We start from the raw sequence: 21,881 nt of genomic DNA, 5'->3' as shown, positions 1-21,881 counted from the left end.
GCTGAGACATTTTCTGTCTCAGCTTTTTTATGTAATTCACGCAGCACAGCTTCGTCCCTGATGTGACGCGCTATATCAGGAATTCACTACACCAGCTTCATGGCTTTCTGTGTATTCGCAAAGTGTCTCTTAGTAAAATGCTCCAGACTGCTTTCACCTTTTGAACGGATTAATCTGGCTGCTGCCTGGTCCACTTTTGCGCCTGCACCTTTAGGTAATGTAAAACCGGCTTCCTCACTCAGCTGGTCCATCGCTTTGATAAAAGCATAGCGGGCAATGATAGAGGCTGCAGCGACTGCGAGATGAATGCCTTCAGCTTTCGTGCTGAAATAAACATTTTCCCTGTAAATTGCTTTTTCACCACTGATATGACGGTAGTAAACCTTTTCTTCTGCAAACTGATCAATCAACACACATTCAGGTGTAACCGGTGCTATTTTTTTCCTTAAATGTAGAATCGCCTGATTATGCAGTACAGCTTTAATTTTTCCCTGTGTCCAGCCCTGCTGTTGTTTCGCATTGTATTTCTCATTTGGTAATGTTAGCAGGCTGTAAGAAATTGTATGAATCAGATCCTTGGCAATCTTCACGATTGTTTCATCATTCAGATGCTTGGAATCTTTCACACCAAGTTCTTTTAACAGCTGCAGCTGATCGTTGGATACATATGCTGCAACGACTGTTATAGGACCAAAATAATCCCCTGTTCCCACTTCATCAGTGCCGATAATCGACATCTGGGAGATATTCTGCGGAAGACTTTTATTAGAAGGAGAAGAAACTTTCTTTGTTTTCTGCTCAGCATCTCCCCATCTGGCAGCTTCCTGTTCACCGGTCTGCCCCTGAAATAAAACCTTCCCGGACTTATAGGCTGTAATCGAATAAGTGGGACCCTTGGCAGCAAACAGTGCTCCTGCAGGTGGGCTTGGCTTTAAATAGCGCTGATAATGTGTTTTCATTTCATTTATCTTTGTGATTGGTAAAGTTAAGACTGCATTCGCCATTAATTTCTCCTTTTCTTAGAACCATTAGATATGGAAGTTTAACATATAACCCTTTTAATTAGACACATTTATTAACTTCACAGCTGTGATTGAAGTGTAAGGCGGCGACTCCAGCGGCGGAAAGGGACAGGTGAGACCCAGTAGTGCGAAGCATAAAGGGGGCTCACCGCCCGGCCGCGGAAAGCGTCCGCCTGAAACGGAAATCAGCAGCCAAAATATAAAAGAAAGAATGATTGTAAATATAATCAACTTTTCTTTTCATCTCTAAATTCTACGTGTTATGATAGTGATTAGGATTCTTGAGAATGGGGGACAGCTGCGTTGTCGAACAATCGTAAAAATCGCACAAGTGTTGACATCTATGGACAATCTTACTCCATCGTAGGCAGTGAGTCCACGTCTCATATCAGACTTGTTGCCTCAATGGTAGATGATAAAATGAGAGAAATCAGCTCGGTTAATCCGTCGCTGGATACATCAAAGCTGGCTGTACTGACAGCTGTTAATGCAGTACATGACTATCTGAAGTTAAAAGAAGAAATGGAAGAACTCGAGAAAGAATTAAAAAAATTAAGGGATTGAATGCTAGATGCTGGATTTGCTGTTATTCATTTTGCTTTTGGCCGGCTTCCTGATCGGACTGCGCCGCGGATTTATTTTACAATTGATTCATATGATCGGCTTTATTATTTCTTTTTTCCTCGCGTACAGGTACTATGAGCAATTAGCACCTAAGCTTGTGCTATGGGTGCCGTACCCTGCTTTTGATACTGATTCACAGCTCAATTTAATTGCTGAATCTGTGAACCTTGAGGATTCTTATTACAGGATCATTGCTTTTGCAATTATTTTCTTTGCTGCTAAAATTGTAATGCAATTGATCGGCTCGATGTTTGATTCAGTTGCACAGTTCCCGATGCTCCGTCCTTTGAACATTGTGGGCGGTGGACTGATGGGCTTTATTGAAATGTATATTGTTTTGTTTGTACTGATTTATATTGCTGCAATGATCCCAATGGGAATGATCCAAAATACATTGGCTGATTCCTGGATCGCAGCATTCATTCTTGAACACACACCCGTGTTTTCAGAACAAGTGAAAGACTGGTGGCTGGAAACACGATCGTCATCATCTTAACCATGAAGAAAGCCCGGAATTCCCCATTGTGGATTCCGGGCTTTTTAACGAAAGGAAGCGGTCAGGTTGAACAAAAAAGATATTATCAAATTACTTGAAAAAATTGCGATTTATATGGAGTTAAAAGGAGAAAATCCATTTAAAATCAGTGCATTCAGAAAAGCAGCCCAGGCACTTGAGACAGATCAGAGAAGCTTATCCCAGATTGAAGACTTCACTGCACTGAAAGGAGTCGGTAAAGGAACAGCGGCTGTCATAAAAGAGTACGTTGAAACAGGGGAATCAGAAGCACTTGATTCATTAAAGAAAGAAGTGCCTGAAGGATTGATTCCATTATTGAAGCTTCCGGGACTTGGCGGTAAGAAAATTGCCAGGCTGTATCAGGAACTCGGCGTAGAATCGATTGAAGATTTAATGAAAGCATGTGAAGAAGGCAAAGTGCAGGCTTTATCAGGATTCGGTGCAAAAACGGAAGAAAAAATTCTCGCTGCTGCCCAAAATGCAGGCAGCAGACCGGAACGCCTGCCGATCGCAACTGTACTTCCTATTGCAGAGGAAATGGATCTGCTGCTCAGCGGAATTAAGGAAATTATCCGCTACTCAAGAGCAGGAAGTCTGCGCAGAACATCTGAAACGGTGAAAGATCTTGATTTTATTGCATCAACTGATCAGCCGGAAAAAGTGAGAGAACAGATTTTACAGGTTGAAGGTTTGAAAGAAGTGATCTCAAATGGAGATACAAAGGTATCGATTGTGCTCGAGCGGGGCGTGGATATTTCAATTGATATCAGACTCATTGAAGATCAGGCATTTCCATCCACCCTTCACCATTTTACAGGCTCTAAAGATCATAACGTCAGACTAAGACAGATCGCCAAAGAACGCGGTGAGAAAATCAGTGAATATGGCGTTGAAAATAATGAAACGGGTGAAGTAAAAACATTTGAAACGGAAGAAGAATTTTTCAATTACTTTGACCTCCAGTACCTTTCACCGGAACTGCGGGAAAATGGCAGGGAAGTTGAACGTCATAAAGAAGCATCCTCGCTGATTACACTTGAAGATATTAAAGGTGACCTGCATATGCACACCACCTGGAGTGACGGTGCTTATTCGTTAGAGGAAATGATTGAAGCATGTATTGAAAAAGGATACGATTACATGGCAATTACTGATCACTCAGCTTATTTAAAAGTGGCAAATGGTCTGTCTGCAGAGCGCTTAAGAAAACAGATGGATGAGATCAGGGAACTGAATAAAAAATATGATGAAATTGAAGTGCTTGCAGGAATTGAAATGGACATTCTGCCTGACGGGTCACTTGACTATGAAGATGATCTGCTGGCTGAGCTTGATATTGTGATTGCGTCCATCCACTCATCTTTTTCACAATCACAGGACAAGATCATGGCGCGTCTCGAAACAGCCCTTAAAAATCCGCATGTAGACTTTATTGCACACCCGACTGGCAGAATTGTAGGGGAACGTAAAGGATATGAGCCGGATATGGACCAGCTGATCAAAAGAGCTGCTGAAACAAATACAGGTCTTGAATTAAATGCAAACCCCTACAGATTTGATTTGAACCACGAGCATGTATCTAAAGCGCAGGAAATGGGTGTGCCAATCTTTATCAATACAGATGCACATGACAGAACTCATTTAAACTTTATGGATCTCGGTGTGAAAGTTGGACGTAAAGGATGGTTGAAAAAAGAATCAGTGATGAATGCGTGTTCGTTTGAAGAACTGACAAAATTCCTGAAACGCCATGATTAAGGAGAGAAATCCGTTGAATAAATCAATTAAAACGCTTGAATTTAATAAAATTAAAAACCTGGTGATGGAGCATGCTGCTTCATCACTTGGAACCATGAAAATAGAGAAGATGGAGCCTTCGTTTTCACTCGAGGAGGTTCAGAGACTTCAGGACGAAACAGATGAAGCTGCTGCGATCTTAAGAGTAAAAGGCGGTATGCCGCTTGGCGGAATATTTGATATCAGACCTCATATCAAACGCTCCCAGATTGGCGGTATGCTGAGTGCAGCTGAACTCATTCAGGTAGCAAGTACCATCAGAGCAGGTAAAAATATCAGAAATTTTGTGGAGGATCTGCATGAAGAACGTGAAATACAGATTCCGATCATTACTGAAAAGAAAGAGATGCTGGCGATTTTAACCCCTCTCGAGCATCAGATCTTTGATTCAATTGATGAGAGTGGAGAAGTGCTCGATTCAGCAAGTACTGAGCTTCGTGCAATCCGTCAGAGAATCAGAACGAGCGAGAGTAGAGTGAGAGAAAAGCTTGAAAGTGCGATCCGGTCTAAAAATGCCGCAACCATGCTGTCAGATGCTGTGATCACAATCCGTAATGACCGTTATGTCATTCCTGTAAAGCAGGAGTACAGAAGTCATTACGGCGGGATTGTCCATGACCAGTCCTCCTCAGGTCAGACGCTGTTTATTGAACCGGCTTCAATTGTCCAGTTCAATAACCAGCTGAGAGAACAGCGGCTGAAGGAGCAGGAGGAAATCGAAAAAATTCTGATTGCCCTTACACTTGAAGTTCAGCAGGAAGCAGACAGTCTTCTGTTGACGGTTGATATTCTGGCTGATCTTGATTTTATGTTTTCTAAAGCAAAATACGGCAGAACTATTAAAGCGACAAAGCCTGAAGTAAATGACCAGGGTATTATCAAATTGAATAAAGCAAGACATCCGCTGCTGCCTACGGATGAAGCTGTTGCAAATGACATTTATCTCGGTGATGAGTTTTCAACGATTGTGATTACGGGTCCAAATACCGGTGGTAAGACAGTTACGTTAAAAACAATTGGCTTATGTACATTAATGGCGCAGGCCGGCTTACCGATCCCTGTACTGGATGGCTCTGAAATAGCAGTGTTTCAATCCGTGCATGCTGATATCGGGGATGAACAGTCCATTGAGCAGAGTTTAAGTACATTTTCATCCCATATGGTGAATATCGTAGAGATCCTGAAACAGGCGGATAGTGAAAGTCTGATTCTTTTTGATGAGCTTGGAGCGGGGACAGATCCGCAGGAGGGTGCTGCACTAGCGATTTCCATTCTGGATGAAGTACACGGTCTCGGGGCAAGGGTCGTTGCAACAACACATTATCCCGAGCTGAAAGCATATGGCTATAATCGTGATGGGGTCATTAATGCAAGCGTGGAATTTGACGTTGAAACGCTCAGCCCGACGTACAGGCTGCTTATCGGTGTTCCCGGCCGCAGTAACGCATTTGATATATCAAAACGCCTCGGTTTGAGTGATCATGTGATTGAACACGCCAAATCATTCGTTGGAACCGACAGTAAAGCGGTTGAAGCGATGATTGCGTCACTTGAGGCGAGCAGAAGAAGTGCAGAAACAGATTATGAAGAAGCGCATGAACTGTTAAAGGACGCAGAGAAAATCCATCGTGATCTTCAGAAGCAAATGGCTGAATACTACGCGAAAAAAGATGACATGATGGAAAAAGCAAAAATCAAAGCTCAGGAGATTGTGGAAAAATCAAAGGCTGAAGCTGAAGAAGTCATGTCAGAATTAAGGCAGCTGAGATTTGAAAAGCAGGCAGATGTAAAAGAACATGAGCTGATTGACGCAAGAAAACGGCTGGATGATGCGGCGCCGAAATCGTCTGCAAAGAAAAAGCAGCCAAAAACAAAATCAGAACGCAAGCTTCAGCCTGGTGATGAAGTCAATGTACTGAGCTTCGGTCAGAAAGGTACGCTGATTAAAAAGACAGATGATAAAGAATGGGCAGTACAGATGGGGATCCTGAAAATGAAGGTAAATGAATCAGATCTCGAATTTATAAAAGGTGAGAAAAAGCCTGACCCTAAACCGCTGGCAACTGTAAAAGGTAAGGACTTTCACGTCAGTCTTGAACTCGATCTGCGCGGTGAACGTTTTGAAAATGCGCTGCTGAGAGTCGATAAATATATCGACGATGCATTGCTTGCAGGATACCCCCGCGTTTCTATTATTCACGGTAAAGGCACCGGGGCACTCCGTTCAGGCGTACAGGAAAAACTGAAAAATCACCGTTCTGTAAAAAAGGTACGGCTTGGTGAAGACGGTGAAGGGGGCAGCGGTGTGACCGTTGTTGAGTTTAAATAATGGGACAGCAGGTGAACGGTATGGAAGGATTCTGGCAGCATCCACTGATTGAAACAGCAGGATATTTCAGCGTAGTAGTCGTCTGTATGATTGTATTCCTATCAATCTTTGAACTGGTCACAAAGTATAAAAACTGGGAAGAGATTAAAAACGGAAACATGTCAGTCGCAATGGCAACTGGCGGAAAGGTTTTTGGAATCGCAAATATCTTCCGCAGCTCCATCAGCCAGCATGATACGCTTTTAACAATGATGGGCTGGGGTCTGTATGGTTTTGTCCTTCTTCTGTTTGCTTATTTTGTTTTTGAATTTCTGACACCCGGCTTCAAAGTGGATGAAGAAATACAGGCAGATAATAGAGCAGTCGGTTTAATTTCAATGCTGATTTCAATTGGTTTGTCATATGTCATCGGAGCGAGTATAAACTAGGAGAGAGTAGAAAATGGGAAACTTAATCAAGATCCTGATCGTGTGCTGTGCAGTCTTTATGATTATTGGGGTCATATATTTAGTGACGTTGTAAGTTGTTTAGAAGCATCTATAGTGCAATGCATTTTAATTTCGCTATCTTGCTGACTGAACTAAGATTATTTTACTTTGAATAAACATAAAAGATTTTATATTACGCAATTCAGCTGATCCTTGAAGTGCAGGATGGAGACTCCTGCGGAAAAACGGGCGGGAAAGACCACGGAAGGCAATGGTTTTCTGCCTGAGGAAGCTTGAGCGCTCGTCCGCGGAAAGCGCAGTCCTGCACAGGAAGGATCAGCGATTTACAAAAGTGGAGCAAAATAGAAAAGGCACTCTGTGTCTTTTTTCTCATATAAAAATTGTAACCGTTTTCTTTTTAGCTTATAATAAAATCAGAAATGCGAATTTTCTAATTATTTTACTAAAAAGAAGGAGGTTTTATGATGACATCACAGCCTTGGCTGAAGCTTTACCCCGATACAATTCCTACCCACCTGGAATACGAACCAAAACCGGTTCACGCGTACTTAACGGAAGCAGCAAAACAGTGGCCGGAAAAAATCGCCGTACATTTCATGGGGAAAGAATTCACATTTAAGGAAATGCATGAATCTTCTCTGAAAATGGCAAAGTATCTGCAGGACATCGGTATTCAAAAAGGTGACCGCGTAGCAATTATGCTGCCGAATATGCCTGCATCTGTTATTGCGTATTACGGAATTTTATATGCAGGTGGTGTAGTCGTTCAGACGAACCCGCTGTACACGGAACGCGAACTTGAATACCAGATGAAAGATTCAGGCGCAAAAGCAATCATTTCAATGGATATTTTATTTCCTAGGATTTCCAAGGTTTTTAACAACACAGATCTTGAACACATTATTATTTCTGCGATTAAAGATTTTCTTCCTTTTCCAAAGAATTTAATTTATCCGTTTATCCAGAAAAAGCAGTACGGCATCACCGTGAAGGTTGAACACGCAGGCAGCAATCATCTGCTGACTGAAATTTTAAAAACGGCATCGCCTGATCCGAGCATCCCACCGCTTGATTTTGATGAGGACATTGCAATTTTACAGTATACCGGCGGAACAACCGGTTTTCCAAAGGGTGTTATGCTGACGCATAAAAATCTGATTGCGAATGCCTCTATGTGTGACGCGTGGCTGTATAAAAACAAAAAGGGCGAAGAAAGTATCTTGGGTATTTTACCGTTCTTCCATGTTTACGGTATGACGACTGTTATGATTCTTTCAATTATGCAGGGCTATAAGATGATCCTGCTTCCTAAGTTTGATGTGGAAACAGCACTGAAAACCATTCATAAGCAGAAGCCGACGATTTTCCCTGGTGCACCTACGATCTATATCGGTATTTTAAATCATCCTGATCTGAAGAAGTATGACCTGACTTCGGTTGAGTCCTGCCTGAGTGGTTCAGCACCTCTTCCGGTTGAAGTGCAGGAGGAGTTTGAAAAGGTAACTGGCGGTAAGCTGGTTGAAGGTTACGGTTTAACAGAGTCTTCACCGGTTACGCATTCAAACTTTATCTGGGATGCGAAGCGCGTGAAAGGCAGTGTAGGAGTACCTTGGCCGGATACAGAATCTAAAGTTGTTTCGATGGAAAATGGTGAACAGCTGCCACCTGGTGAGGTTGGTGAAATCCTTGTGAAAGGACCTCAGATCATGAAGGGTTACTGGAATCAGCCTGAAGAAACAGCAGCGGTTTTACGTGACGGATGGTTGTATACAGGAGATCTTGGGTACATGGATGAGGAAGGTTATTTCTATGTAGTTGACCGTAAAAAAGATATGATCATTGCAGGCGGTTTTAACATTTACCCGCGTGAAATTGAAGAAGTGATGTATGAACATCCTGCTGTTCAGGAATGTGTGGCAGTTGGTGTGCCGGATGCTTACCGCGGTGAAACAGTTAAGCTGTTCGTAGTAGTGAAACAGAATCAGAAAGTAAGCGAAGAAGAGTTAGACGAATTTGCGAGAAAGCATATGGCATCTTATAAAGTGCCGAGAATTTATGAGTTCCGTGATGAGCTTCCAAAGACTGCTGTAGGTAAGATTTTGAGAAGACAGCTGGTCGAGGAAGAAAAAGAAAAACAGCAGCAAAAGCATTCTTCGTAATTCAATGTTTTTTCTTGACGATATCAGGTTTTCTTAGTAAGATGAAAATATGAATGAATAGTCATTCATATTTTCGTCTTTTTTATATGTGATTGAAGGGTGATGACCGGATGAAGAAAGATAAACCGAAATATAAGTTAATTATTGATGCTGCCGTAGTGGTCATTGCTGAAAACGGCTACCATCATGCACAGGTTTCAAAGATTGCCAAGCAGGCCGGGGTAGCAGATGGTACGATCTATTTATATTTTAAGAACAAAGAAGATATTCTCATTTCTCTTTTTGAAGAAAAAATGGGACAGTTTGTTCAGAAAATCAGAAAAAAAATGGCTGATACTGAAGATGCCGTAGAGCAATTAAAGGTACTGGTTGAAAGTCACTTTCAAATGCTTGCTGATGATCACCATTTAGCTATTGTAACACAGCTGGAGCTTAGGCAGTCTAATAAGGATATCAGAATGAGAATAAATAAAGTACTGAAGGAATATCTGGTGCTAGTTGATGACGTTTTGCAAAACGGTGTTGAAACCGGTGTGTTATCTGAGGACCTTGATATTCGATTGGCAAGGCAGATGGTATTTGGTACGATTGATGAGGTGGCGACGAGCTGGGTGATTAATGATCAAAAGTATTCAATCACTGAACTGTCACCGGGAGTACATAGGCTGTTGGTAAAAGGATTATGCAAATGAAGGGGAGAACAGGATGAATTTCTTAAGATGGGAGAATGATCAGTACATCTCTACTGCTGTGATTAACCGCCCGCCGGCTAATGCGCTGGCAAGTGATCTGATCCGCGAAGTTGACGGGTGGCTTGATGCAGTTGAGCATGACGAAAACGTGCGTGTACTGCTGATCCACGGTGAAGGGCGATTCTTCTCGGCTGGAGCAGACATTAAAGAATTCACTCAGATTGATTCCGGAGCTGAATTCTCCAGACTGGCTGAAAAAGGCCAACAGGTTTTCGAAAGAATGGAAGCGTTCTCAAAGCCTATTATCGCTTCAATTCACGGAGCAGCGCTTGGGGGCGGTCTTGAACTTGCGATGGGATGCCATATCCGTTATGTAAGCGAAACGGCAAAACTTGGTCTTCCTGAGCTTCAGCTTGGTCTTGTGCCGGGCTTCGCAGGATCTCAGCGGCTGCCTCGTTTTGTAGGCTTTGCAAAAGCAGCAGAGATGCTTCTTACAAGTGATCCGATTACAGGTACTGAAGCGGTTCAATGGGGACTGGCGAATAAAGCCTTTCCTGAGGATGAAGTGCTCGAAAAATCGAAAGCGCTTGCATCGAAGCTTGCCGGTAAAAGTCCGGTTTCAGTTAAAGCAGCACTTGAGCTTCTCCAATATTCCAAAACAGCTGATTTTCATGAAGGGGTTGCAAGGGAGGCTGCAATTTTTGGAGATGTATTCGTCTCTGAGGATGCAAAAGAAGGTATCAGTGCTTTTATTGAAAAAAGACAACCTGAATTTAAAGGTCAATAATTAACAGGAGGGAATATACATGAACATTTATGTGCTAATGAAAAGAACGTTTGACACTGAGGAAAAAATTTCTGTTCAGGGCGGACAAATCGCTGAGGATGGTGCGGAATTCATCATTAATCCATACGATGAGTATGCAATTGAAGAAGCAATTCAGCTGAAAGATGAGCATGGCGGAGAAGTAACAGTCGTGTCAGTCGGCGATGAGGAAACTGAAAAGCAGCTTCGTACCGCGCTTGCAATGGGTGCTGATAAAGCAGTGCTGATTAATATTGAAGATGACGTGGATATGACTGATGAATTCTCAGTTGCTAAGATTCTATCTGAATATCTGAAAGATAAAGAGGCAGATCTGATTATCGGTGGTAACGTTGCCATCGACGGTGGATCAGGACAGGTTGCACCGCGTGTAGCAGATTACCTGGACATTCCTTATGTAACAACAATCACAAGCATTAAAGTTGATGGAGACAAGGTGGAAATTGTACGTGACGTTGAAGGTGACTCTGAAACAATTGAAACGACACTTCCATTACTAGTAACAGCTCAGCAGGGGCTTAATGATCCAAGATATCCATCACTACCCGGTATTATGAAGGCGAAGAAAAAGCCGCTTGATGAAATCGAGCTTGATGATCTTGATCTTGAAGAAGATGATGTAGAACCTAAAACAGAAACGGTTGAAATTTATCTGCCGCCGGCAAAAGAAGCAGGCCGTATTCTTGAAGGTGAAGTGAACGATCAGGTGAAAGAACTTGTTCAACTTCTTCGTACTGAAGCAAAAGTAGTCTAAATCTATAACTATTCAGGAGGTTTAACCGATGAGCAAAAAAGTACTTGTATTAGCAGAAACAAGAGAAGGTTCACTTAGAAATGTATCATTCGAGGCAATTGCAGCGGGTAAGATGATTGCTGACGGCGGAGAAGTAATCAGCGTACTGATCGGAAACGGTATCACAGATGTGGCAAATGAACTGATTGCCTATGGCGCAGACCGTGTGATTACAGTCGAGGACGCAAAGCTTGAACAATATTCATCAGACGGTTTCTCCCAGGCGCTGCTTGCAGTGATTGAGCAGGAAAGTCCTGAAGGAATTGTAATGGGACATACTTCATTAGGTAAGGATCTGTCACCAAAGCTTGCAAGCAGACTGAACAGCGGACTTGTATCAGATGTAACTGCAATTGAAGCAGACGGAGACTCACCAAAATTCATCCGTCCAATCTACAGTGGTAAAGCATTTGAGAAAAAAGTGATCAAAGACGGACTGACATTTATAACGATCCGTCCAAATAACATTCCTGCCCTTGAAAAAGAAGAGGGACGCTCTGGTGATGTATCATCTGTAAGCGTTGACATCACAGACCTTCGCACAATCATTAAAGAAGTAGTAAGAAAAGCTACTGATGGTGTAGATCTTTCAGAAGCAAAAGTAATTGTAGCCGGTGGACGCGGAGTGAAGAGTGAAGAAGGCTTTGAGCCGCTGAAAGAATTAGCTGATCTTCTTGGAGGAGCTGTGGGTGCATCACGTGGAGCATGTGACGCAGACTATTGTGATTACTCACTTCAAATCGGTCAGACAGGTAAAGTCGTAACACCGGATCTTTATATCGCATGCGGTATCTCAGGTGCAATTCAGCACATGGCAGGCATGTCAAACTCTAAAGTCATCGTTGCAATCAACAAAGACCCAGAAGCAAACATCTTCAAAGTAGCAGACTACGGCATCGTTGGAGACCTGTTCGATGTAGTGCCACTGCTGATTGAAGAATTCAAAAAAGTAAAAGTCTCTTAATTCAAATTAAAATTAAAGTAATCTGTCCATGAAATAAGTTAAGTATTACATTATTTTAGCTTAGTGCAGCGGAGCGTAAGGCGGCGACTCCAGCGGGAAGTGACGGACAGGTGAGACCCCACAGACGCGAAGCGACGAGGAGGCTCACCGCCGTCCCCGCGGAAAGCGTCCGCCTGAAGCGCAGCGAAACGAATTAACGCCCGAGATATAAATGTCTTGGGTTCTTTTTTTATCACAGGCAAAAACGTGGAAATACCGAATACTCCCTGCTATACTTTGACTATATTCGTATTCAACAAGGAGGAATTTTAAATGGCAATTGCACACGCAACTGATCAAACATTCGCTAATGAAACAAAAGACGGTTTAGTACTGGCTGACTTCTGGGCTACATGGTGCGGACCTTGTAAAATGATTGCACCAGTTCTGGAAGAGCTTGATTCAGATATGGGCGATAAAGTTAAAATTGTAAAGCTTGATGTGGATGAAAACCAGGAAACAGCAAGCAAGTACGGAGTAATGAGTATCCCGACACTAGTCGTATTCAAAGACGGAGAAATCGTGGATAAAGTAGTAGGCTTCCAGCCGAAAGAAGCACTTGAGGAACTATTAAATAAGCATGCATAATGTTTGAGCCGGGCCTTGTGCCCGGCTTTTGTTTTGCTAATGGCAGTGAATTGAGTAAAATAAAGGTAACAAGCGTGCAGGAGGCTAATCATATGAAAGACCAACTAAAACATAAACTTGCAGTCCTTCCTGACCAGCCCGGCTGTTATCTGATGAAGGACAGGCAGGGTACGATCATTTATGTAGGTAAAGCAAAAGTGCTTAAGAATAGAGTAAGATCCTATTTTACCGGCTCACATGACGGGAAAACCCAGCGGCTGGTATCTGAAATAGAGGATTTCGAATACATTGTGACTTCATCCAATATGGAGGCACTTGTCCTTGAACTGAACCTGATCAAAAAACATGATCCGAAATATAACGTCATGTTAAAAGATGATAAACATTACCCTTTTATTAAAGTAACAGCAGAGCGTCATCCAAGACTGCTGATTACAAGGAAAGTTAAAAAAGACAAAGGGAAGTATTTTGGTCCGTACCCGAACGCGCAGGCAGCCAATGAAACAAAAAAACTGCTCGACAGAATGTATCCGTTAAGAAAATGCAGAACGATGCCTGATAAGGTCTGTCTGTATTATCACATGGGACAATGTCTCGCACCATGCGAGTTCAAAGTCGACCAAAGCACATACCGTCAAATGACAGAAGATATCGCCAGGTTCCTGAATGGCGGATTTAAAGAAGTAAAGCAAGATCTGAAAGTAAAAATGGAACAGGCAGCAGAAAATCTTGAGTTCGAGCGTGCAAAAGAGTTCCGCGATCAGATTGTTCATATAGAAGCCACCATGGAAAAACAGAAAATGACGATGAATGACTTTACGAACCGTGATATTTTTGGTTACGCAGTTGATAAGGGCTGGATGTGTGTCCAGGTATTTTTTATCCGTCAGGGTAAGCTGATTGAACGGGATGTTTCACTTTTTCCAATCTACAATGAAGCAGAAGGTGAATTTTTATCATTCCTCGGTCAATTCTACATGAAGCCGAATCATTTCAAACCGAAGGAAGTGTTAATCCCGCAGACGATCGACCAGAGCATGGCGGAAGAATTGCTTGAAACGAATGTCAGACAGCCGGTTAGAGGACAAAAGAAAGATCTTGTGAATCTTGCAGCAAAAAATGCTTCCATTGCACTCAAAGAAAAGTTTGCTTTAATTGAACGTGATGAAGAAAGAACAATCAAAGCAGCTGAAAATTTAGGGGAAGCAATGAATATTTACACCCCTCATAGAATTGAAGCGTTTGATAACTCAAATATTCAGGGATCTGACGCAGTTTCTGCGATGGTTGTGTTTGTGGATGGCAAGCCTGCGAGAAAAGAATATCGTAAATACAAAATTAAGACAGTGCAGGGTCCGGATGATTACGAATCAATGAGAGAAGTCATCAGAAGAAGATATACCAGAGTATTAAAAGACGAACTCCCATTACCTGATCTGATTGTAATTGATGGCGGAAAAGGGCAGATTGAAGCGGCAAAAGAAATTTTGCGTCATGAGCTTGGTCTTGATATTCCTGTAGCCGGTCTTGCTAAAGATGACCGGCATAATACTTCCCAGCTATTATTCGGTGATCCGCTGGAGGTTGTTCCGCTGAACAGACGTAGTCAGGAGTTTTACTTTATGCAGCGTATACAGGATGAAGTTCACCGTTTTGCGATCACCTTCCACAGACAGGTGCGGGCAAAAAACTCAATTCAATCTGTACTTGATGACATTGAAGGTGTTGGACCTCAGCGTAAAAAACAGCTGCTGAAATATTTCGGATCAGTAAAAAAACTGAGGGAAGCACCGCTTGAAGAGATTGTAAAAGCAGGCTTACCGGCAAAGACCGCTGAAAAAGTCATTGAAAAATTACAGGAATAATCTTGCTGCCTGTATAGACACATGCTATAATGACTTACAATTAAACACTTTATTTTAAAGTGGTGATAGAGGTGCGGGCGCAAAGAGTACCGCTGCAGAGGGGGATGAACCCCTGTGAAGCAGTGAGAAAGGTGCGGACCGCCGAAGCAGAAAATCATTCATCAGATTTGCTGCTGGTTCTGTATTTAAAAAATGCAGGGCTGTCAGAACATTTACGTTCTGGAGAGCTATCTCACCTGTGCGATTCAGATGATTCGATCTGTACAAAAGCAATGGGGAGATTTTCTCCCTGTTGCTTTTTTTATTGTCGTAAACAGTTGAGAAATAATGTCAGGGAAGAGGAAATAAAGTGGGAATCATTGTACAGAAATTTGGCGGTACCTCAGTAGGGTCTGTTGAAAAAATACATCACGTAGCAAACAGAGTGATCCTTGAAAAGGAAAAGGGCAATGATGTCATTGTTGTCGTATCTGCAATGGGAAAGACAACAGATGAATTAGTAAGGCTTGCCGGGGAAATGACTTCGCGGCCTGAAAAAAGAGAGATGGATATGCTGCTGACGACTGGCGAGCAGATGTCTACGTCTTTACTCGCTATGGCCCTGCAGAACAGAGGCTATAAAAGCACATCTTTAACCGGATGGCAGGCTGGAATCCGCACGGAGCCTGTATTCAGTAATGCCAGAATTACTGAAGTGAAAACAAATCGTGTTGAAAGCCTTTTGAGTGAAGGCCGTGTGATTGTTGTAGCGGGGTTTCAGGGGATGGATGAAAACGGTGAAATCACAACGCTCGGCCGCGGTGGTTCAGATACAACAGCCGTTGCGCTGGCAGCTGCGTTAAAAGCAGATAGATGCGATATCTACACGGATGTGGATGGTGTCTATTCCACTGACCCGCGTTATGTAAAAGGTGCCAGAAAGTTAAATGGAATCTCTTATGATGAAATGTTAGAGCTTGCGAACCTTGGTGCAGGTGTACTGCATCCGAGAGCGGTTGAATTCGCGAAAAATTATGGGATTAAACTGACTGTCAGATCAAGTATGGAAGAAATCGAAGGAACGTTAATAGAGGAGGATGCACCAATGGAAGAACATTTAGTCGTAAGAGGCGTAGCATTTGATAAGGATATTGTCAGAATGACAGTGGTAGGACTTGAAAATGAGCTGACAGGTTTTCCTGCTGTGTTCTCAATTCTTGCTGAAAACCATATTGATGTGGATATTATTATCCAGAGTAAGCTGGATACCGGAAAAGTAAACTTGTCCTTTTCAATAAAAGAATCTTCCCTGGAAGATACATTACAGATTCTTGGTCAGCATAAAGAAGAGATCGGCTACCAGGAAATTGAGCACGAAACCAATCTGTCCAAAGTATCGATTGTCGGTTCAGGTATGGTATCAAACCCTGGTGTTGCAGCTCAGATGTTCAGTGTACTTGCACAGGAAAATATTCAGGTAAAGATGGTCAGCACATCTGAGATTAAGGTATCAGTGGTTGTGGATTCCGACCAGATGATTCACGCTGCAAATGCGATACATGAAAGCTTCGGCTTAAATAAAGCATCTGTTGAAGTTTAAAAAGGGAGCCTGAGACAAAAGTTTGTCTCAGGCTCTAAACTGTTTCGCTGCGCTTCAGGCGGACGCTTTCCGGACGGTGGTTGCTAAGCCTCCTCGGCTTCCCACTAATCGTCGCGGAGTCGCCGCCTTACGCTTCGCTGCACTTAGATTTCACTATAAAGTTGAGTAGTTAATCTGGATAAAAATTACAGACCGGCTTTTCTTAAAGGCATTGAATATGGGTCTCTCTGATCCCATTTCAACTCTATCTGGACACAGTTTTTCTTATTGCGTGTGTAAACAGCCTCAGTCTGGTATTGCTTAATCATTGCGATTTGCTCAGCAATAAAGCCGGCTTCGAGAGTGAAAACTGGATCATTATGTTTAATCCTGTCTTCGACCACATTCCCGGAAAGTTCAAAATGTATTTCATCATTTTTTTGTTTTATGATAGAGAGGACACCCCACTCTGCACGTTCGAAAAAGGCTATGATTTCGCCTTCGTTACTGCATGCATAGCTTCTGGCTATTTTTTTGCCTGCCCAGTAGAGAATGTCTTTTGTATGAGTGCCTAAAAGGTCCGGTATCAATTCATCTCTGATTAACCGGTAACCGAAAAAGTCCTGTGTGATATTTTCCTGATCGCTCATTGCTTAACCGAACCTCACTTTCAATCTCTTCATTATAAAGTGTTGTTTGGCAAAGTGTAAGGTCTAAAAGGAATTTTATAGCGAAATCGGCATATTGTCATAGAGATAAGCAGTTTTTTGAAATAATAAATTGTGAAAAGTGATTTTGTGAATTTTTTGTGAAAATAAATAACAGGATTTAGCAAATCATCTGATAGTGAAGTGAATTGGATATAAAATATTTAGAATTGTTTTTATGTATACGTTTTCTTGACGCTCCATTACTAGAGGAGTACAATAAATTTGTCACATAAATGTTATACTGTGCGAAATTTTTGCTGAAACTATCATTCTAGGGAATAGCTTTCAGCAGCTGTATTTATTTAAGAGGGGGTTACATTCGATGGCGGAAAATCGAGAGTTTTATTGGAGGAGGCTGCATTCTTTACTGGGGGTTATACCGGTAGGGATCTTCCTGATTCAACATTTAGTTGTTAACCATTTCGCTACTAGAGGCGAACAGGCTTTCAACGATGCAGCGCATTTCATGGAAAGTTTACCATTCAGAATTTTCTTAGAACTATTTATTATCTTTATTCCTTTATACTTCCACGCAATCTATGGAGTATATATCGCTTTTACAGCTAAGAACAACACAAGACGTTATGGAACGCTTCGTAACTATATGTTCTTCCTTCAGCGGATCTCAGGTGTTATTACACTGATCTTCGTTACATGGCATGTATGGGAAACACGTATTCAGGCTGCGCTCGGAGCTGAAGTAAACTTTGGCATGATGGAGCAGATTTTAGCGAATCCATGGATGGTTGCATTCTACATACTTGGAGTCGTGTCAACTACGTTCCACTTTGCTAACGGCTTATGGTCGTTCATGGTCAGCTGGGGTATCACGGTGAGCGCACGTTCACAAAAGATCTCAACGTATGCAACACTTGGTGTGTTTGTTGTACTGACGATCATTGGTATCCGTTCAATTCTTGCATTTGTTTAATAAAAAGAACTTTCAGCTGCAGTGAGCAGCTTTTGATATCAGTAAGGAGAGTGACAAAATGAGTAAAGGTAGAATTATCGTTGTGGGTGGCGGTCTTGCCGGCCTGATGGCAACGATTAAAGCAGCTGAAGCTGGAATGTCAGTAGACCTCTTCTCGCTTGTACCTGTAAAACGATCACACTCTGTTTGTGCACAGGGCGGTATAAATGGAGCGGTTAATACAAAAGGAGAAGGAGATTCTCCGTGGGAGCACTTTGATGACACAGTATACGGCGGGGACTTCCTTGCTAACCAGCCTCCGGTAAAAGCAATGTGCGACGCAGCACCTGGTATTATTCACCTGCTTGACCGTATGGGCGTAATGTTCAACAGAACGCCAGAAGGTCTTCTTGATTTCCGCCGCTTTGGTGGTACACAGCACCACCGTACAGCATTTGCAGGAGCGACAACGGGTCAGCAGCTGCTTTATGCATTAGATGAGCAGGTTCGCAGACATGAAGTTGCCGGACTTGTAACAAAGTATGAAGGATGGGAATTCCTTGGATCAGTTCTTGACGATGATGGCGTTTGCCGCGGAGTTGTATCGCAGGATCTGAAGACAATGGAAATTAAATCTTTTAAAGCAGACGCAGTGATCCTTGCGACTGGCGGACCTGGTATTATCTTCGGAAAATCTACTAACTCTGTCATCAACACAGGTGCAGCAGCATCAGTTGCTTATCAGCAGGGCGTATATTATGCAAACGGAGAGTTCATCCAGATTCACCCGACAGCGATTCCTGGAGATGACAAACTTCGTCTGATGAGTGAATCAGCTCGTGGTGAAGGTGGTCGTGTATGGACATATAAAGACGGCAAACCATGGTACTTCCTTGAGGAAAAATATCCTGCTTATGGAAACCTTGTGCCGCGTGATATTGCAACGCGTGAAATCTTCGACGTGTGTGTGCGTCAAAAGCTGGGTATCAACGGTGAAAACATGGTTTACCTTGATCTTTCACATAAAGACCCTAAAGAGCTTGATATCAAGCTTGGTGGAATCATCGAAATCTATGAAAAGTTCATGGGAGATGACCCGCGTAAAGTACCAATGAAGATCTTCCCGGCTGTTCACTATTCAATGGGCGGACTATGGGTAGACTTTGACCAGATGACAAATATTCCGGGACTGTTTGCAGCAGGTGAATGTGATTACTCAATTCACGGTGCTAACCGTCTAGGAGCGAACTCACTTCTATCATCTATTTACGGCGGAATGGTTGCAGGACCAAACGCAGTTAAATATATTGAAGGACTTGAAAAAACCGTTGAAGATATGCCTGAGGAAATCTACACGCGCTTCGAGAACGAGAAGAAGCAGGAGTGGGAAGAGATCATGGCGATGGACGGCGATGAAAATGCTTATGTGATCCATAAAGAGCTTGGAGAATGGATGACAGATAACGTAACGGTTGTCCGTCATAATGATAAGCTTCGTGAAACGGATGCAAAAATTCAGGAGCTTCAGGAGCGCTTTAAGCGTATTAACATTAACGATACTGCTAAATGGAGTAACCAGGGAGCGGTATTCACACGTCAGCTGAAAGGCATGCTTCACCTTGCGCGCGTCGTAACAATCGGAGCGCTAAACCGCGATGAAAGCCGCGGAGCTCATTATAAGCCGGACTTCCCTGAGCGTAACGATGAGAAGTTCCTGAAAACAACAATGGCGAAGTTTAATCCAGCGACAAACTCACCGGAATTCCACTTTGAAGATGTTGACGTGTCACTGATCGAACCGCGTAAGCGTGATTACTCTAAGAAGAAAGGAGCAAAATAATCATGGCAACAGCAACAGAAGAAAAAGTCATCAGATTTGAAATACACCGCCAGGACGATGAGAATTCTGCGCCTTATTTCGAAGAGTTTGAGATTCCATACCGCGCAAATATGAACGTTATATCTGCACTGATGGAGATCAGACGAAACCCTTTTAATAAAAAAGGTGAAAAAACAACACCGGTTTCCTGGGATATGGGCTGTCTAGAGGAAGTATGCGGTGCCTGCTCAATGGTGATTAACGGAAAACCGCGCCAGTCGTGTACGGCACTCGTTGATCAGCTGGAGCAGCCAATTAAGCTTGAGCCGATGAAAACATTCCCGGTTGTCCGTGACCTTCAGGTTGACCGCAGCCGTATGTTCGACTCATTGAAAAAGGTTAAGGCCTGGATTCCAATTGATGGTACCTATGATCTTGGGCCTGGACCACGTATGCCGGAGAAGAAGCGTCAGTGGGCATATGAACTTTCTAAGTGTATGACTTGCGGCGTATGTCTCGAAGCTTGTCCAAATGTGAACAGTAAGTCAGACTTTATCGGTCCGGCTCCGCTGTCTCAGGTACGCCTTTTCAATGCACATCCAACAGGTGCAATGAACAAAAATGAGCGTCTTGAAGCGATTATGGGTGATGGTGGGCTATCTAACTGCGGTAACTCACAAAACTGTGTGCAGGCTTGTCCAAAGGGCATCCCGCTTACTACATCAATCGCCGCGCTTAACCGTGATACAAACCTTCAGATGTTCAGAAACTTCTTTGGAAGTGACAAGGAAGTATAAAGTGATCAATCCAGGTGCTGTTACAGCATCTGGATTTTTTCTGTTCAAAAGGATATTGTTCATGTAAAATAGAAATGAATCATCATTCATTTTTTCAAAGGGGATGCAGGCAGATGAGAATACCATACATACATGATTTTGAAGAGTGGAGAACGGGTTTTGAGTTTTATTACCCGGTCAAGGTAAGATTTTCAGAGACTGATTTATTTGGCCATTTAAATAATACAGTGCCATTCATCTATTTTGAACAGGCAAGAATTGAATTCCTGAAACAGCTGGGTTTTATGCAGAACTGGCTTGATCCGTCTAACGAATCTATTCCGGTAGTAGCCAATCTGCAGTGCGATTTTCTAAAGCAGGTGTTTTTTGATCAGGAGTTAAGAGTATATGTAAAAGCGGCATCTGTGGGGAATTCTTCAGTTGATATCCATTACATGGGTGTAAATGCTGATCATCAGCCGGTATTCTGTGGACGCGGAACAATGGTCCAGATGGCAAAGAAAACAGGTAAAGGCCTTCCATGGACTGAAGAACAAAAAGAATTGTTCGGCATACCTGCTGCAAAAATAGACGGTTGATTGCTCACTTCTTACCGCCTGCATTCATACACTGAACAAACGGTGTTAATGGATAAGGGGGAAGAAAGTGTGGCTCGGAGAACGTCGATCCTGACCAAAAGGGAAAAAGAAGTTTTTATACTTTTACTTAAAGATAAGACAACAAAAGAAATTGCTTCAGATTTATTTATCAGTGAAAAAACCGTACGTAATCACATATCCAATGTGATTCAAAAGCTTGGGGTGAAAGGAAGATCTCAGGCAATTGTAGAATTATTAAGGCTTGAAGAACTGTCTCTCTAAAGGGGGACAGTTTTTACATACATCATGTAAATTTAAATTTTCTTGATTATTACCTATAAAAAGGCGACAATATTAACAGAACGAAACATAGGGAGTGTATGAAACGATGGAAACAAAAGAAGTGCAGGAGCTTCATCCAAAAGAGGTTGTAGCAGATATCGAAAAGGACCTCCGCTATATTTCCGGACTGATCAAACAAAAAGGCAGAGAAATCCTCAGTCAATACACAATCACACCGCCACAATTTGTGGCACTTCAGTGGCTGTTTGAAGCAGGGGATATGACAATTGGCGAATTATCCAATAAAATGTATCTCGCCTGCAGCACGACGACAGATTTAATTGATCGGATGGAAAGAAGCAGTCTGGTAGTCAGAGTGAAAGACGAACATGACCGCCGGGTAGTGAGAATTCATCTGTTAGAAGAAGGCGAAAGAATTATTGAAGAAGTAATTAAAAAGCGTCAGCAGGATTTAAGTGATGTTCTCTCAGGTTTTACTGAAGATGAAGTTACTTCTCTTGCAAAAGTGCTAAGTAAATTACATGGAGAAATGAAATAAGAGT

At 42.5% G+C, this 21,881-nt stretch carries 21 protein-coding genes and 1 riboswitch; of the genes, 19 read left to right on the top strand and 2 right to left on the bottom strand.

Annotated features, from left to right (window positions below; translation table 11 throughout):
* Nucleotides 1-86: 86 nt before the first annotated feature.
* Nucleotides 87-1,004: a ribonuclease HIII gene (rnhC, locus tag UFB30_RS09200; protein ID WP_322421373.1), complete on the bottom strand. Its 918-nt coding sequence runs from the start codon at nt 1,002-1,004 to the stop codon at nt 87-89.
* Between the two features lie 321 nt (nt 1,005-1,325).
* Between rnhC and zapA the strand changes: the two genes are divergently transcribed.
* From zapA to UFB30_RS09135, 13 genes are all read left to right on the top strand, one after another.
* Entirely contained in the window at nt 1,326-1,586 is a 261-nt protein-coding gene (zapA, locus tag UFB30_RS09195) for a cell division protein ZapA (RefSeq protein ID WP_322421372.1), read from the top strand.
* A gap of 7 nt (nt 1,587-1,593) precedes the next feature.
* A complete protein-coding gene (locus UFB30_RS09190; protein WP_322421371.1) occupies nt 1,594-2,142 on the top strand; it encodes a CvpA family protein in 549 nt (182 codons plus the stop codon).
* Nucleotides 2,143-2,208: 66 nt separating this feature from the next.
* Nucleotides 2,209-3,921 (top strand): DNA polymerase/3'-5' exonuclease PolX, encoded by a 1,713-nt coding sequence (gene polX, locus UFB30_RS09185; protein ID WP_322421370.1) that lies wholly within the window; start codon nt 2,209-2,211, stop codon nt 3,919-3,921.
* 13 nt (nt 3,922-3,934) lie between these two features.
* Nucleotides 3,935-6,289 (top strand): endonuclease MutS2, encoded by a 2,355-nt coding sequence (locus UFB30_RS09180; protein WP_322421369.1) that lies wholly within the window; start codon nt 3,935-3,937, stop codon nt 6,287-6,289.
* Nucleotides 6,290-6,309: 20 nt separating this feature from the next.
* A complete protein-coding gene (locus tag UFB30_RS09175) occupies nt 6,310-6,717 on the top strand; it encodes a DUF350 domain-containing protein (RefSeq protein ID WP_322421546.1) in 408 nt (135 codons plus the stop codon).
* A gap of 482 nt (nt 6,718-7,199) precedes the next feature.
* Nucleotides 7,200-8,897, top strand: a complete 1,698-nt coding sequence (locus UFB30_RS09170; RefSeq protein WP_322421368.1) for a long-chain-fatty-acid--CoA ligase — start codon at nt 7,200-7,202, stop codon at nt 8,895-8,897.
* 110 nt (nt 8,898-9,007) lie between these two features.
* Nucleotides 9,008-9,589, top strand: coding sequence for a fatty acid metabolism transcriptional regulator FadR (gene fadR, locus UFB30_RS09165; protein WP_322421367.1), 582 nt, complete (start codon nt 9,008-9,010; stop codon nt 9,587-9,589).
* Nucleotides 9,590-9,602: 13 nt separating this feature from the next.
* A complete protein-coding gene (locus UFB30_RS09160; protein WP_322421366.1) occupies nt 9,603-10,376 on the top strand; it encodes an enoyl-CoA hydratase in 774 nt (257 codons plus the stop codon).
* Between the two features lie 19 nt (nt 10,377-10,395).
* A complete protein-coding gene (locus UFB30_RS09155; RefSeq protein ID WP_322421365.1) occupies nt 10,396-11,169 on the top strand; it encodes an electron transfer flavoprotein subunit beta/FixA family protein in 774 nt (257 codons plus the stop codon).
* 28 nt (nt 11,170-11,197) lie between these two features.
* Nucleotides 11,198-12,172, top strand: coding sequence for an electron transfer flavoprotein subunit alpha/FixB family protein (locus UFB30_RS09150; RefSeq protein WP_322421364.1), 975 nt, complete (start codon nt 11,198-11,200; stop codon nt 12,170-12,172).
* 312 nt (nt 12,173-12,484) lie between these two features.
* On the top strand, nt 12,485-12,799 hold the full coding sequence (gene trxA, locus UFB30_RS09145) for a thioredoxin (RefSeq protein ID WP_322421363.1): 315 nt from the start codon (nt 12,485-12,487) through the stop codon (nt 12,797-12,799).
* 92 nt (nt 12,800-12,891) lie between these two features.
* Entirely contained in the window at nt 12,892-14,664 is a 1,773-nt protein-coding gene (uvrC, locus tag UFB30_RS09140) for an excinuclease ABC subunit UvrC (RefSeq protein WP_322421362.1), read from the top strand.
* Nucleotides 14,665-14,722: 58 nt separating this feature from the next.
* Nucleotides 14,723-14,902, top strand: a riboswitch (Lysine riboswitch).
* Nucleotides 14,903-15,013: 111 nt separating this feature from the next.
* Complete coding sequence (locus tag UFB30_RS09135) at nt 15,014-16,243, top strand: aspartate kinase (protein WP_322421361.1); 1,230 nt, start codon at nt 15,014-15,016, stop codon at nt 16,241-16,243.
* A 185-nt stretch (nt 16,244-16,428) separates the two neighbouring features.
* Here the strand turns inward: UFB30_RS09135 and UFB30_RS09130 are convergent, their stop codons facing one another.
* A complete protein-coding gene (locus tag UFB30_RS09130) occupies nt 16,429-16,872 on the bottom strand; it encodes a YslB family protein (protein WP_322421360.1) in 444 nt (147 codons plus the stop codon).
* Nucleotides 16,873-17,254: 382 nt separating this feature from the next.
* On the opposite strand from UFB30_RS09130, the gene UFB30_RS09125 reads away from it, so the two are divergent.
* The 6 genes from UFB30_RS09125 (at nt 17,255) to UFB30_RS09100 (ending at nt 21,877) form a co-directional block, all read left to right on the top strand.
* Nucleotides 17,255-17,863 (top strand): succinate dehydrogenase cytochrome b558 subunit, encoded by a 609-nt coding sequence (locus UFB30_RS09125; protein WP_322421359.1) that lies wholly within the window; start codon nt 17,255-17,257, stop codon nt 17,861-17,863.
* Nucleotides 17,864-17,921: 58 nt separating this feature from the next.
* Nucleotides 17,922-19,682: a succinate dehydrogenase flavoprotein subunit gene (gene sdhA / locus UFB30_RS09120; RefSeq protein ID WP_322421358.1), complete on the top strand. Its 1,761-nt coding sequence runs from the start codon at nt 17,922-17,924 to the stop codon at nt 19,680-19,682.
* 2 nt (nt 19,683-19,684) lie between these two features.
* Entirely contained in the window at nt 19,685-20,458 is a 774-nt protein-coding gene (gene sdhB / locus UFB30_RS09115; RefSeq protein ID WP_039810189.1) for a succinate dehydrogenase iron-sulfur subunit, read from the top strand.
* A 113-nt stretch (nt 20,459-20,571) separates the two neighbouring features.
* Entirely contained in the window at nt 20,572-21,036 is a 465-nt protein-coding gene (locus tag UFB30_RS09110) for an acyl-CoA thioesterase (RefSeq protein WP_322421357.1), read from the top strand.
* A gap of 69 nt (nt 21,037-21,105) precedes the next feature.
* Nucleotides 21,106-21,318 (top strand): helix-turn-helix domain-containing protein, encoded by a 213-nt coding sequence (locus tag UFB30_RS09105; RefSeq protein WP_322421356.1) that lies wholly within the window; start codon nt 21,106-21,108, stop codon nt 21,316-21,318.
* Between the two features lie 106 nt (nt 21,319-21,424).
* Nucleotides 21,425-21,877, top strand: a complete 453-nt coding sequence (locus tag UFB30_RS09100) for a MarR family winged helix-turn-helix transcriptional regulator (protein WP_322421355.1) — start codon at nt 21,425-21,427, stop codon at nt 21,875-21,877.
* Nucleotides 21,878-21,881: the final 4 nt, after the last annotated feature.

The organism is Jeotgalibacillus haloalkalitolerans (assembly GCF_034427455.1).
GTDB lineage: Bacteria > Bacillota > Bacilli > Bacillales > Jeotgalibacillaceae > Jeotgalibacillus > Jeotgalibacillus haloalkalitolerans.
Note: the sequence above shows the minus strand (reverse complement) of the source record. Positions and strands in the feature narration are given on the sequence as shown.

What these genes read in the sequence shown, in the direction of transcription:
- UFB30_RS09190 (WP_322421371.1), top strand. Translation starts at nt 1,594, where the DNA reads ATGCTGGATTTGCTGTTATTCATTTTGCTTTTGGCCGGCTTCCTGATC.
- fadR (WP_322421367.1), top strand. Translation starts at nt 9,008, where the DNA reads ATGAAGAAAGATAAACCGAAATATAAGTTAATTATTGATGCTGCCGTA.
- UFB30_RS09130 (WP_322421360.1), bottom strand. Translation starts at nt 16,872, where the DNA reads ATGAGCGATCAGGAAAATATCACACAGGACTTTTTCGGTTACCGGTTA.
- UFB30_RS09110 (WP_322421357.1), top strand. Translation starts at nt 20,572, where the DNA reads ATGAGAATACCATACATACATGATTTTGAAGAGTGGAGAACGGGTTTT.
- UFB30_RS09100 (WP_322421355.1), top strand. Translation starts at nt 21,425, where the DNA reads ATGGAAACAAAAGAAGTGCAGGAGCTTCATCCAAAAGAGGTTGTAGCA.
- trxA (WP_322421363.1), top strand. Translation starts at nt 12,485, where the DNA reads ATGGCAATTGCACACGCAACTGATCAAACATTCGCTAATGAAACAAAA.
- UFB30_RS09150 (WP_322421364.1), top strand. Translation starts at nt 11,198, where the DNA reads ATGAGCAAAAAAGTACTTGTATTAGCAGAAACAAGAGAAGGTTCACTT.
- UFB30_RS09175 (WP_322421546.1), top strand. Translation starts at nt 6,310, where the DNA reads ATGGAAGGATTCTGGCAGCATCCACTGATTGAAACAGCAGGATATTTC.
- sdhA (WP_322421358.1), top strand. Translation starts at nt 17,922, where the DNA reads ATGAGTAAAGGTAGAATTATCGTTGTGGGTGGCGGTCTTGCCGGCCTG.
- UFB30_RS09125 (WP_322421359.1), top strand. Translation starts at nt 17,255, where the DNA reads ATGGCGGAAAATCGAGAGTTTTATTGGAGGAGGCTGCATTCTTTACTG.
- UFB30_RS09155 (WP_322421365.1), top strand. Translation starts at nt 10,396, where the DNA reads ATGAACATTTATGTGCTAATGAAAAGAACGTTTGACACTGAGGAAAAA.
- sdhB (WP_039810189.1), top strand. Translation starts at nt 19,685, where the DNA reads ATGGCAACAGCAACAGAAGAAAAAGTCATCAGATTTGAAATACACCGC.
- rnhC (WP_322421373.1), bottom strand. Translation starts at nt 1,004, where the DNA reads ATGGCGAATGCAGTCTTAACTTTACCAATCACAAAGATAAATGAAATG.
- UFB30_RS09160 (WP_322421366.1), top strand. Translation starts at nt 9,603, where the DNA reads ATGAATTTCTTAAGATGGGAGAATGATCAGTACATCTCTACTGCTGTG.
- UFB30_RS09170 (WP_322421368.1), top strand. Translation starts at nt 7,200, where the DNA reads ATGATGACATCACAGCCTTGGCTGAAGCTTTACCCCGATACAATTCCT.
- uvrC (WP_322421362.1), top strand. Translation starts at nt 12,892, where the DNA reads ATGAAAGACCAACTAAAACATAAACTTGCAGTCCTTCCTGACCAGCCC.